Source organism: Mesorhizobium sp. B2-3-15 (assembly GCF_006442875.1).
Taxonomy (GTDB): domain Bacteria; phylum Pseudomonadota; class Alphaproteobacteria; order Rhizobiales; family Rhizobiaceae; genus Mesorhizobium; species Mesorhizobium australicum.
Genome location: NZ_VFVO01000009.1, coordinates 233,229 through 245,543 on the forward strand (window position 1 = coordinate 233,229; position 12,315 = coordinate 245,543).

At 63.4% G+C, this 12,315-nt stretch carries 11 protein-coding genes; 6 read left to right on the forward strand and 5 right to left on the reverse strand.

Translation table 11 applies throughout. The features are described from left to right. The first annotated feature begins 745 nt into the window (after positions 1-745). The 3 genes from FJ954_RS19985 to FJ954_RS19995 all read left to right on the forward strand — a co-directional run bounded on the left by FJ954_RS19985 (position 746) and on the right by FJ954_RS19995 (position 5,433). On the forward strand, positions 746-1,921 hold the full coding sequence (locus FJ954_RS19985) for an efflux RND transporter periplasmic adaptor subunit (protein WP_140662686.1): 1,176 nt from the start codon (positions 746-748) through the stop codon (positions 1,919-1,921). An 80-nt stretch (positions 1,922-2,001) separates the two neighbouring features. Further along, positions 2,002-5,178, forward strand: a complete 3,177-nt coding sequence (locus FJ954_RS19990; RefSeq protein ID WP_140662688.1) for an efflux RND transporter permease subunit — start codon at positions 2,002-2,004, stop codon at positions 5,176-5,178. Positions 5,179-5,274: 96 nt separating this feature from the next. Next, positions 5,275-5,433, forward strand: coding sequence for a DUF3309 family protein (locus FJ954_RS19995; protein WP_015315312.1), 159 nt, complete (start codon positions 5,275-5,277; stop codon positions 5,431-5,433). A 64-nt stretch (positions 5,434-5,497) separates the two neighbouring features. Here FJ954_RS19995 and FJ954_RS20000 read toward each other — a convergent pair whose 3' ends face one another. Further along, positions 5,498-6,457: an SDR family oxidoreductase gene (locus tag FJ954_RS20000; RefSeq protein ID WP_140662689.1), complete on the reverse strand. Its 960-nt coding sequence runs from the start codon at positions 6,455-6,457 to the stop codon at positions 5,498-5,500. A gap of 89 nt (positions 6,458-6,546) precedes the next feature. Continuing rightward, positions 6,547-6,753 carry a DUF680 domain-containing protein gene (locus FJ954_RS20005; protein ID WP_140662691.1) on the reverse strand — a complete coding sequence of 69 codons (207 nt, stop codon included), beginning with the start codon at positions 6,751-6,753 and terminating at the stop codon, positions 6,547-6,549. Between the two features lie 114 nt (positions 6,754-6,867). Here FJ954_RS20005 and FJ954_RS20010 point away from each other — a divergent pair, with 114 nt between their 5' ends. Next, positions 6,868-7,782 (forward strand): LysR family transcriptional regulator, encoded by a 915-nt coding sequence (locus FJ954_RS20010; RefSeq protein ID WP_140662693.1) that lies wholly within the window; start codon positions 6,868-6,870, stop codon positions 7,780-7,782. Here FJ954_RS20010 and FJ954_RS20015 read toward each other — a convergent pair. The 3 genes from FJ954_RS20015 to FJ954_RS20025 form a co-directional block, all read right to left on the reverse strand. Then, on the reverse strand, positions 7,740-8,921 hold the full coding sequence (locus tag FJ954_RS20015) for an MFS transporter (protein ID WP_015315316.1): 1,182 nt from the start codon (positions 8,919-8,921) through the stop codon (positions 7,740-7,742). The genes FJ954_RS20010 and FJ954_RS20015 overlap by 43 nt on opposite strands. 98 nt (positions 8,922-9,019) lie before the next feature. Continuing rightward, the gene (locus tag FJ954_RS20020; RefSeq protein WP_015315317.1) at positions 9,020-9,328 is read right to left on the reverse strand and encodes a DUF1244 domain-containing protein; all 309 of its coding nucleotides are present in this window, start codon (positions 9,326-9,328) and stop codon (positions 9,020-9,022) included. Positions 9,329-9,339: 11 nt separating this feature from the next. Then, complete coding sequence (locus tag FJ954_RS20025) at positions 9,340-10,137, reverse strand: N-formylglutamate amidohydrolase (RefSeq protein WP_140662695.1); 798 nt, start codon at positions 10,135-10,137, stop codon at positions 9,340-9,342. 286 nt (positions 10,138-10,423) lie between these two features. On the opposite strand from FJ954_RS20025, the gene FJ954_RS20030 reads away from it, so the two are divergent. Together FJ954_RS20030 and pyk are read left to right on the forward strand one after the other, a co-directional pair. Further along, positions 10,424-10,870 (forward strand): DUF1036 domain-containing protein, encoded by a 447-nt coding sequence (locus FJ954_RS20030; RefSeq protein WP_181177879.1) that lies wholly within the window; start codon positions 10,424-10,426, stop codon positions 10,868-10,870. Continuing rightward, positions 10,867-12,300, forward strand: coding sequence for a pyruvate kinase (pyk, locus tag FJ954_RS20035; protein ID WP_140662699.1), 1,434 nt, complete (start codon positions 10,867-10,869; stop codon positions 12,298-12,300). Before FJ954_RS20030 ends, pyk begins: the two co-directional genes overlap by 4 nt. Positions 12,301-12,315: the final 15 nt, after the last annotated feature.

Sequence of the window (12,315 nt, forward strand, 5' to 3'; positions counted from 1 at the left end):
TGGCGTGACAGCAACCTTGGCGTGCGGAAGAGCCGTCATCATGCTGACGCCTGTTGCCACCAACGGTCAGATGACGCCGGGCGGAAGACGTCCGAAGGAATCGGGCGCAATGCTCGATCCCGAATTGCGAATGGGACGAAACACACCCGGTGTTCCCGTACCTGTCTCGCGCCGAGCCCTATGTCGCGCGTATCGCGACGCGATGGTCCAAGGCGTAAGAATGCGGGCGCGTTGAGTTTTTCAGCATCAGGTTCGACCTCGGGGCCTTGGCGGCGGCAAACCTGACCTGAAAGGTTGCCGTGCCTTTTTTCGAGGGATTCCAGCGGCTTGGCCGAGTGTTGTGGTGTCTTCCCTCGCCGATCACACTGACGCGGATCGTCGGTTTGTGCCTGCACTTCGATCGGCGACGCAATGCGGATCGCGGCTATATTTCGGTGACGGCCGGACGGGCCTGTGGCGAGCCGCGCTGGTCTCCGGTGGACGATGTTTCAGAGCCGGATCGTGAGCCGGCGGCCGGCTTCACCAAGTAGCCTGGCAAGTGACGAAGTACCGTTTCATGGCGGCCACACCTTGTTCGGCTACGCAATGCTGCTGCAACTTTGGGGCTATATTGCGATGCAACTTTGATGTAGAAGCGCGCTCGCCGATCACGGCAATTTGAACACGGTCGAGCGCGCACCCATATCGGCGACGCGCCCGCGTCATCAGACGCGGTGCTGGCCGAACCCGCAGTGGAAAAATGACGATGCCTAAAATCAGGTTTCACAAGCTTGCAGCCATTGTTGTGCTCATCGGTTTCGCGGCGTGGATGGCGACAGGCGAGTTCTCGTCGGTCGGCAGCGTAGCGGCGAACAAGGCCAAGGCAGCCGAAGCCGAGCAGGGCAAGATGCCGGACGCGAGCAAGCCGAAGACGGCGGAAGCCGAACCGAAGGCCCCGCTGCGTACCGTCGCTGTGGTGACGCCGCCGCGAAAGACCTATGCGCGCGCCATCCGCATTTCCGGGCTGACCGAAGCCGACAAGCGCGCGGTGCTGGCAACCCGCGTCGCCGGCGTCATCGACAAGCTGCCGGTCAAGCAGGGCGACCACGTCAAGACCGGCGACCTGGTGCTGATGCTCGCCGCCGAGGAAAAGATCTCGATGGTCGACAACGCCAAGCAGCTTGTGGCGCAGCGCAAGGCCGAACTCGACGCCGCCGAGCGTCTGGCCAAGACAGGCAATTTGCCGAAGCTGCAGCTCGACACCGCCCGCTCCAACCTGACCCAGGCGCAATCCCAGCTGGACACCGCACAGGCCGAGCTCGACCGCAACGAAGTGAAGGCACCGTTCGACGGCGTCATCGACCGGGTGCCGGTGGAACTCGGCAGCTCCGTCATGCAGGGCGGCGAGGTGGCGACGATCCTCAAGCTCGATCCGGTGATCGCGCGCGGCGAAATCAGCGAGCGCGACCTCGGCTATCTCAAGATCGGCGACAAGGCCAGCGTTCGGCTGGTCAGCGGCCAGACCATCGAAGGCACCGTGCGCTATATCAGCCGCGACGCCTCGTCGGCGACCCGCACCTTCCGTGTCGAGATTGCCATCCCCAATGCCGATGGCTCGGTGCCGGCCGGCATGACGGCCGAAATCCAGCTCAGCGCGCAGCCGACCGACGCGGTGCTTTTGCCGCGCTCGGTGGTGACGCTCGGCGACAAGGGCGACCTCGGCATCCGCGCCGTCGGAAAGGACAACAAGGTGGCGTTCTTCCCGATCGATCTGGTCGACGATACGCCGACCGGTCTCGTGCTTGGGGGCATCCCGGCCGATGCGCGCATCATCGTTGCCGGCCAGGAACTGGTGAAGGAAGGCGACGAGGTCCATCCGGTCGAGGCCGACCAGGCGACCATCAAAAAACTGATCGGCGAAGCCACCGCTGGGACGCAGTAGCGCATGGGCGCCGGCGCCGGGCCTTGTCCGGCGACAGCATGTCCGTTCGCCACTCCCGAAAGCAACAGCAGGCATAAGTCATGCATATCGTCAGACTCGCAATCAACAATGCCCGCCTGACCATCTCGGTCCTGGTCTTCCTGCTGATTGCAGGCTGGGTCGCCTATCAATCGACACCGAAGGAAGCGGAACCCGACGTTCCGATTCCGATGATGTATGTCAGCCTGATCTATCAAGGCATTTCGCCGGAGGATTCCGAGCGTCTTCTGCTGCGGCCGATGGAAAGCAAGTTGAAAAGCCTGAAGGGCCTCAAGGAGATGCGCTCGGCCGCCTTCCAGGGCGGCGGCTACGTTCTGGTCGAGTTCCAGCCGCAGACGAACCTGGCGACGGCACTGCAGGACACACGCTCCAAGGTGCAGGACGGCAAGGCCGACCTGCCGCAGGCGGCCGAGGAGCCTGTCGTCACGGAGGTCAACATTTCCGAATTTCCGGTGCTCGTCGTCACGCTGTCCGGCGAATTGCCCGAACGCGTGCTGGCGGCCGCGGCGCGCGAACTGCGTGATCGCATCGAGGAAGTGCCCGGCGTGCTCGAAGGCTCGTTGCAGGGCTCGCGCGACGATCTGGTCGAGGTCGTCATCGATCCGATGAAGCTGTCGTCCTATGGCCTGCAGCTCGACCAGCTGATCGGCGCGGTCGGTGCTTCCAACAGCCTGGTCGCCGCCGGCAACATCGAGGGCTCGGAAGGCAAATATGCCGTCAAGGTGCCGTCGCTGATCGAGACACCCGAGGATGTGGCGGCACTTCCCGTGGTCGCCGGGCCCAATGCCGTGGTGCAGGCCAAGGACATCGCGACGATACGCTCGACCTTCGCCGACGCGACGACAATCACGCGCCTCAACGGCAAGCCGGCCATCGCCATCGAAGTCAAAAAGCGCATCGGCGCCAATCTGATCGATACGCTGACCAAGGTCAGGGAGGTGTCGGATGCCTTCGTCAAGACCATGCCCGAGGGCATGCACGTCACCTACACGCAGGACAAGTCGGTCTTCGTCAACCAGCTGCTGGGGGACTTGCAGAACCATGTGATGATCGCCGTCATCCTGGTGTTCATCGTCATCCTCTACGCGCTGTCCGGCCGTGCCTCGCTGCTGATTGGCCTGGCCATTCCGTCGTCCTTCCTAATCGGTATCCTGCTGCTTGCCATGATGGGCTACACGATCAACATGATCGTGCTGTTCAGCCTCATCCTGGCGGTCGGCATGCTGGTCGACGACGCCATCATTGTCACCGAGTTCGCCGAACGAAGGATGAGCGAAGGCATGCCGAAGCAGGAAGCCTTCGCGCTTGCCGCCAAGCGCATGGCCGGCCCGGTCATCGCCGCGACGATGACGCGTATCGCCGCCTTCTCGCCGCTGTTGTTCTGGCCCGGCATCATCGGCGATTTCATGAAGTACATGCCGATCACGCTGATCGTCACGCTGTCGGCCTCGATGCTCTATGCGCTGGTCTTCGCGCCGACGCTGGGCGCTATATTCGCCAAGGCGCCGCAGCATCACGAGGATGGCAATCGCGACGGCTGGTACATGGCTGTCGTCAAGCAGGCGGTGCGCTTTCCCATCACCGTGATGGTGCTCACCGTCGTCTTGCTGACCGGTATTTTCGTTGGCTATTCAAAGTACGGTGCCGGCGTCGAGTTTTTCCCGAGCGTCGAACCTGACTACGGCCTGCTTTACGTGCATGCCCGCGGCAACCTTTCGCTGGCCGAAATGGATACGGCGACCAAGATCGCCGAGAGCCGATTGCTCGGGTGGCCTGGCGTGAAGTCGGTCTACACCCGCGTCGGCAAGACGCAGGGCGGCGGCCAGGACGTGCCCGAGGACGTCGTCGGCGTCATCCAGTACGAATTCATCGACTGGCGCGAACGCAAGTCCGCCAACCAGATCCTAAGCGATCTGCGCGGCGTGATGGCCGGCATTCCCGGGGTCGACGTGGAGGTGCGCGTGCCGGAAGCCGGTCCGCCGACCGGCAAACCGATCCAGATCAGGCTATCGGCCGTCGATCCAGCCGGCCTCGACGACAAGGCGCGCGCCGTCGCGGCGCGTATCGCCAAGGTGCCGGGCGTCATCGATATTTCCGATGGCCTGCCGCCGCCCGGCGTCGACTGGGCTCTCGAGGTCGACCGCGCCAAGGCCGCGCAATACGGCATCAGCCCGACTTCGGTCGGCACCGTGGTGCAGCTGGTGACGAACGGACTGAAGCTCTCCGAATACCGGCCTGCTGGTGCCGATGACGCCGTCGACATCCGCCTGCGTCTTCCGGAAGACCGGCGCACGCTGTCGACGCTGGACGAGCTCAGGGTGCAGACCTCGCAAGGGTCGGTGCCGATCTCAAACTTCGTCGTGCGCAAACCCGAGCCGACGGTCGGCATCCTCAACCGCATCGACGGTGCCCGAACCGTGGTGGTGCAGGCCAATGTTGCCGCCGGCCAACAGGTCGCGGCAGTCCAGCAGCAGGTCACTCAGGCCGTCACCGATATGAATCTGGGCAGCGGAATACGCTGGAAGCTCGCCGGATCGAACGAGGACAGCGCGGAAGCCAGCGCCTTCCTCAGCAAGGCCTTCGGCGCGGCGATCTTCCTGATCTTCTTGGTGCTGCTGGCGCAGTTCAACAAGTTCACCAGCGTATGGCTGGTGCTGTCCTGCGTGGTCATGGCGACAATCGGCGTGTTCCTTGGACTGCTGATCACGGGCGAGACGTTCGGCATCGTCATGTCGGGCATTGGCGTCATCGCGCTGGCCGGCGTGGTGGTGAACAACAACATCGTGTTGATCGACACCTACGACCGGTTGCGTGAGGAGGGCTGGGACAAGATGGACGCGGTGCTGCAGACCTGCCGCGAGCGTGCGCGACCGGTTGTGCTGACGGCGGTGTCGGCGATTCTCGGCGTGCTGCCGATTGCCTTCGGCCTTGGGCTCGAAATCTTCCATCACGAGACGACGATCAATGCGCCGTCGACGCAATGGTGGATTTCGCTGTCCTCGGCGATCGTCTTCGGCCTGTCCTTCGCCACCATTCTGACGCTGGTCGTGACGCCGTCGATGCTGATGGTGTTCACCCGCGCCAAGATCAAACCCGGCGCGCGACGCGGCTTAATCAGCCGTCTCTTCCGGCGCGGCAAGGGCGAGATCTCGTCCCAAGGGCCTCTGGCAGATGTCGGCGCCGAGCCGGCAGTCAGCTTCCCGAAGGCGGCGGAATAGAGCGTTTCGCAGGCCAAGCAACAAAGGCCGTCCGGGAACAACCGGGCGGCCTTTTGCATTGTTCCCTCGAATGCAACCAGACGGCGAGGGCTCAAAATGACGATCAGCACACTTCTCGTTATCATCCTGATCCTGATCCTGATCGGCGCTGTGCCGGCATGGCCGCACTCGCGCTCTTGGGGCTACGGACCATCGGGCATTGTCGGCGTCATACTGGTCGTGGTGCTGATCCTGCTTGTGCTGGGCAGGATCTGACCGGCAACGATCCGCCGCCGGACCCTTACCGAGCGCAGCTGTTCTCACCTGCCAGCAAGCTCGATCAGGCGGCCTGGCGACGGGCGGGAGCGACGGCGAGGCCAATATCCTGCAAGGCTTTGGTCACCGCCTGATCGAGCGGCGTATGCGGGATTTCGCCGATGATGCCTTCCAGCCGCGTCGAGGCCAGCCGGTGCGGCTCGAAGCGCAGGTATGACATCGAGACGATCTCTCGCCACATCGCCACGAACGGGCTGCCGGCGCGCAGCACCCACCAAGGCATGGAAGTCATCTTGAGTTGATGGCCGACGGCGTTCTCGGCGGCCACCTTGATCTCGAGATCGGTGACGGCATGGCCCGGAAAGTTCAGCGCCTCATAGAAGCCGAGCTTGTCGAGATTGCGGGCCAGCGCGACGAAACCGACGGCGAAATCCGGCAAATAGGCCCATTCATGCACGAGGTCGGCCGGACCGGGCGCGGTGTAGATGCCCTTGTTGATCTTGGCGGCGACGATCAGGTCAAACCAGGAGCCGCTGCCGGTGCCGCCGAAGAAATCGCCGGCCCGCAGAACAATGGTGCGCACCCGTCTGGCCTCGGCCTCACGGCGGAACAGATCCTCCATGGCACAGCGGATGCGGCCCTTCTCGGTCGTCGGATGGAACGGCGTGTCTTCCGTGATCACCGCCGGCATGGGCGAGCCGTAATTGTAGACGGTGCCGGGGAAGAGATGCTGCGCATCGTTGGCATGGCAGGCGGCCATGACATTTTCGGCCATTGGCAGGCATTTGCCCCAGTCGGTGTAGATCGGGTTGAGGCCGTTGAAGATGATGTCGACGCCCTCGGTGGCCTGGATCAGCGATTGACGGTCCAGCGCATCGCCGGCAACCGCCGTGGCGCCCTCAAGCTCGGCCGGCACCATGCCGGTACGGGTGACGGCGCGGACGTCGAAGCCGGCGTCGATGAAGGCCTTGGCAACCACGCGACCGAGCCGGCCATTGGCGCCGAGAATTGCGATCTTGGTCATTCTTCGTCTCCTTATTCGTTTTCAAGTGCGGGGTTTGCCTAGAAGCGACGGGACGAGCCCGCCGCTTCTGGATTTTCGAGGACCACCGTTCAGCGGCTGCCGAAGAGGTCGCGGTTGCTGCCCTGGACGACAGGCTTCTGATTGGTCGCCTCGGATTTGCTGATCGACGAGGTGGTCACATTGTCGGTGGTGGCGACGGTCTGGCTGGCATTGTCCGAGCCAAACTTGTCGCTGCCGGCGAAAGCCGTGTTGGCGGCGATGAGGAGGGCGGCGGTTGCGATTGCGATCTTGGTCATTGGATTACTCCTGATTGGTTGTTGCAGTCGGTATCGGTATTTGCAGGGTGAATATGATTGCTTCATCAATGAATTAAAATTGACTACGAATGCAGTTTTGATATTCATTATTGAATGGAAGACATTGACTGGAACCTGATCAAGAGCTTTGTCACCGTGGCGGAAACCGGCAGCCTGTCGGCCGCGGCGCGAAAGCTGTCGGCAAGCCAGCCGACGCTTGGCCGTCACATCGGGGAGTTGGAACAGGCGCTCGGCGTCACGCTTTTCCGGCGCGGGCGAAGCGGCTATGCGCTGACCGAAGCGGGAGCCACGCTGTTCGAGCGCGGCAAGACGGTGAGCGAGCAGGCAAGCGCCTTTTCACGGCTCGCGCTGGGTTCGGTCGAGGCGATCGAAGGCACTGTGCGCATCGCGGCCAGTGAGGTGGTAGCGGCCTATGTGCTGCCCGACATGATGGCGCGGCTCGGCATTGATGAGCCCGGCATCGAGGTCGAGATCGTTGCCTCGAACCAGGTCGAGAACCTGCTGCGCCGGGATGCCGACATCGCCATCCGCATGGTCAAGCCGGCGCAGAACGAACTGGTGGCGCGCAAGGTCTGCGATATCGGACTCTGCGCCTGTGCAGCCATATCCTACCTCGATAGGCGCGGGCGCCCGCTGGGACCGGCCGACCTCGTCAATCACGCCCTGATCGGCTTCGATCGCAGCGACGAGATGATCCGGGCCTTTTCCCAGTATGGCATCCCGGTCACCCGAAACAGCTTTCGTTTCAGGGCCGACAATCAGATCGTGCTCTGGGAAGCGGTGCGGGCGGGAAACGGCATTGGTCTTGGCCAGGAGCCGCTGGCAGACCGCGATCCGCTGGTCGAAAAAGTGTTGCCCGGCCTGCCCTTGCCTGCTCTGCCGGTATGGCTGGCCATGCATCGCGACGTGCGCACCAGCGTGCGCATCCGGCGCGTGGCGGATTTTCTCCACGAGGAATTGAAACGTTATTCGGCGGGGGCGGCATCCGGAGCGAATTCGGCGCGGTGAGCCAATCCGGCCATCAGCAAGACGACGATCAGCAGAGCCGACATGGCGATGAAGATCGGGCCGAAGCTGGAATGCTCGGCGACGAAGCCGATCGCCGACGGCGCCACCAGAATGCCGGAATAGCCCATGGTGGTGACGACGCTCATGCCGGTGCCCGAGGACATGCCCTCCTGGTTGCCGCCGGCGGAAAAGATGATCGGCACCATGTTGGCGATGCCGAAGCCGCAAAGCGCAAAGGCTGATATGGCGAGCCAAGGCGAAGGCGACAGGCCGGCGATCAGCATGCCGGCGGCCGCGACGATGGCCGAACCGCGCAGTGTCATCACTGCGCCGAAGCGGTTGCGGACGCCATCGCCGAAAAAGCGCATGATCGCCATGACGCCGGAGAAGGCGGCATAGGCAAGACCGGCGACGGCGAGGTCGGCGCCGAGTTCCTGCCGCAGATACAGCGCCGCCCAATCGAGCACCGCGCCCTCTGAAATCATCGTCAACAGGGCCATTAGGCCGATGAGGTAGACCAATGGGTTTGCCGGCAGAGCGAATTTATGATGCTCGACCGCCTGCGGCTTGTTTTCGGCCACGATGTGGGGCACCGCCGCGGCGATTGCCGCGAAGGCAAGCACGGTCACCACCGCGGCATGGGCGAGGTGGCCATAGGTCTGGATGGCGAAGCCGCCGAGGGCGCCGCCGGCGAAACCGCCGAGGCTCCAGAAGCCGTGCGACGAGGACATGATGGCGCGCCCCAGCCGCCGTTCCACCACCACCGCATTCGCATTCATGGCGACATCCATGCCGCCGATGGAGCCGCCGAATATGAACATGGCGATGGCCGCCAGCGGCACGTCGGGTGCCAGCGCCACGACCAGCAGGCCGAGGCTGCCGCACAGGCCGAACCAGCGCAGCACGGTGCGCGAGCCGTGTTTGGAGATCAGGTGGCCGCACCATGTCATGGCGGTGACCGCGCCGGCGCCGAACAAAAGGATCAGCAGGCCGAGCGTGAATTTCGAGATGTCGAGCCGGGTCAGGAAGACAGGAATCTGCGGCGCCCAGCTGCCGGTCAGGAAACCATTGGCGAGGAAAATGGCCGCCACGGCCCATCGCCCGCGAATGGCAGTCTGCATGGCGTTCGAAGCGTTCATGGCACGAATCCGGTCAGAAAATGGCTTTGCGCGGCAAATTAGATCGATTCAATTTTCAGTCAAGCGCTGTTGTGGGAAAGCATTTGGGCTAAACGGGCTCAGTGATCCTTGGGGCGCCGTGCTTCGAATTCCGCCTTCTTGGCGTCCGAAGCCTCTATCTGGTTGAGCGCCTGCCATTGCGCATAGGGCATGCCGTAGACGATCTCGCGCGATTGCTCTTTGCCGAGCTCGACGCCTTCGGCATTGGCTGCTTCGCGGTACCAGTTCGACAGGCAGTTGCGGCAGAAGCCGGCGAGGTTCATCAGATCGATGTTCTGCACGTCGCCCCGTTCACGCAAATGCTCGACCAGTCGCCGAAAGGCGGCGGCCTCGAAGTCGCGCTTCTGTTCGTTGCTGAGTTCGGTCATCGAAACCTCCGTCATAGCGGCCCGGTGCGCGAGCCGAACATCTTTACCGCATGTATATCGGGACGGCGGTCGATCGCGTCAACGATCGGTGCGAGCCGCCCGGCCCAGGCGACAATGCCCTTCTGGTCCGCTATCAGATCCTGGCGGATTTCGATCAGCGCGTGGGCATAGCCATTGACGATGGCGTGCCTGAACATGGTGTCGCCGCGCAACGCGCCATCATACGGTTCGTTGTCGCCAACCACGAGTTGTTTGTCCTCAGCCAGCATATCGATCAGCGGTCGCGCCACCCGGTCGTCCTTGTCCCACAGGATACCGACATGCCACGGACGTTGCTTGCCCTGCATGGCAGGGGTGAAGGAATGCACCGAGAAGATGAAAGGCGCTTGCCCTGAAGCCTGCGCGACTGACGCAATCATGGCGCCGACCGCGTCGTGATAAGGGCGGTAGAAGCGATCGAGCCGCCTTTCGCGTTCCTCCTGCGCCAGGGGATAATTTCCGGGAATGATGGTGCCGTCGTAAAGCTGGCGAATGAGTGTTGGATCGTCCTCGCCTCGGTTGGGGTCGATCAGCAGCCGCGAGAAATTGGCGAGCACCGCCGGCGCATCGAGCAGGGCCGCCAGTTCGCGCGTCACCGCTTCGACGCCAATGTCATAGGCGATATGGCGGTCGAATTCGGCCGCCGGCAGCCCCAGGCTGCCATATTCTTCAGGCAGGTCGCGGCGGGCGTGATCGGCCAGAAGCACGATGCCTCGCTTGCGGTCGCCCTCGACGATGTCGAAGGGCGCGAAAACTGTGGACCGGGTCATTGGCGGAAAATGGTCGTTCGCTGGCCTTCGGGGAGGATGCTATCGTCATTCCACGAAGACGACGTGTACGCAATGCCGTTGTTTAGCCAAGGTTTCCCGGGAAATCTGGCACGGGGCGACGGTCGTGCGCCGGTAGCCTTCCTAAATCGATTGGAATTGGTCAAAACGGCGCGTTGACATGCGCCCGGACTTTTCCGAAAAGGGGCGCAGAGAGATGCTGATGTGGTTCTTGAGGGGTTTTAGGATGGGTTCCGACGGCGGGCAGCGCGCGCGCTTTGCCTTAGCCATGCCGCTCCTGACGCTCGCCGTGGGACTGTCAGCGATGGTCACAGCTTCACCGGCGCGCGCCGACTTTCGCGTCTGCAACGCCACGCAGAACCTGGTCGGCGTCGGTATCGGCTATCGGGCCAAGGCCGGCTGGATCACCGAGGGCTGGTGGCACATCGAGGGATCGAGTTGCAAGACGTTGATCGAAGGACCGCTGTCATCAAGGTTTTACTATCTTTATGCAGAAGACGCCGAGCGCGGTGGACGCTGGGACGGCCCGATCAACATGTGCGTGGCTGAAAAAGAGTTCAAGATTGCCGGCGTAAGCGACTGCATCGCCAGGGGCTTCCAGCGCGCCGGATTCCAGGAATATGACACGGGCGAGCAGGCAAGCTGGATGGTCCAGCTCACCGACGAGCCCGCAACGGGAGGCGCTCCAGCCGCCCCGGGAACGAATAGTCAATGAGACGTAGCCGCAAGGTCAAGATCCTAGCCACAATCGGTCCGGCATCTTCCTCCGAGGAGATGCTGAAAAAGCTGTTCGAAGCCGGCGCCGATGTGTTCCGCATCAATATGAGCCATACCGATCATGAGCTGATGCGCACGCTGGTCGCCCGCATCCGCGTGGTCGAGGAAAAAGTTGGCAGGCCGATCGGCATCCTGGCCGACCTGCAGGGCCCGAAGCTGCGCGTCGGCAAGTTCGCCAATGGCAAGGAAGTCTTGACGCTGGGCCAGACCTTCACGCTCGACGACAATCCCGAGCCCGGCACCTCGACAAGGGTCTACCTGCCGCATCCTGAAATCCTGAGCTCGGTCGAGGCTGGCCATCGCCTCCTGATCGACGACGGCAAGCTCGAACTGAAGGCGGTAAAGAGCGACGGCAAGTCGATCGTCTGCACCGTTATTGCCGGCACCACCATTTCCGACAAGAAGGGCGTCAGCCTGCCAGATACCGACCTGCCGGTCGGCGCGCTGACCGAGAAGGACCGCAAGGACCTCGACGCGGTGCTCGCCACGGGCGTCGACTGGGTCGCGCTGTCCTTCGTGCAGCGGCCGGAAGATCTGGCCGAGGCGCGCAAGATCGCCCGTGGCCGGGCGCTGATCATGGCCAAGATCGAAAAACCGCAGGCCGTGGCCCGGCTGGCCGAGATCATCGAACTGTCCGACGCGCTGATGGTCGCCCGCGGCGATCTCGGCGTCGAAATGCCGTTGGAGGCGGTGCCCGGCATCCAGAAGCAGATCACGCGCGCCGCGCGCCGTGCCGGCAAGCCGGTGGTGGTCGCCACGCAGATGCTGGAATCGATGATCACCGCCCCTGTGCCGACCCGCGCCGAAGTGTCCGACGTTTCGATTGCCGTCTTCGAAGGCGCCGACGCGATCATGCTGTCGGCGGAATCGGCAGCGGGCGCCTATCCGGTCGAGGCGGTGGCGATGATGAACCGCATCGCCGCCAAGGTCGAAACCGATCCGACCTATGCCGGCATCATCAACGCACAGCGTTCGGAGCCGGAAGCGACCGGCGCCGATGCCATTTCGCTGGCCGCCCGCGAGATCGCCGAGACGCTGAAACTGTCGGCGATCATCACCTACACGGCATCGGGCACCACCGGCCTGCGCGCCGCGCGCGAGCGTCCGCAGGTGCCGATCATCGCGCTGTCGCCGATCCTCAACACGGCGCGACGGTTGTCGCTTTTGTGGGGCACGCATTGCGTCGTCTCGCCCGATGCCACCGATCTCGACGACATGGTCAACCGCGCCTGCCGCATCGCGCTGGAAGAAGACTTCGGCAAGCCGGGCGACCGGGTCATCATCACCGCAGGCGTGCCGCTGCGGACTCCGGGATCGACCAACATGCTGCGCATCGCCTATGTCGGATCGGAAACAGCCGGCCGGTAGTCGGCGCCAGCGTCG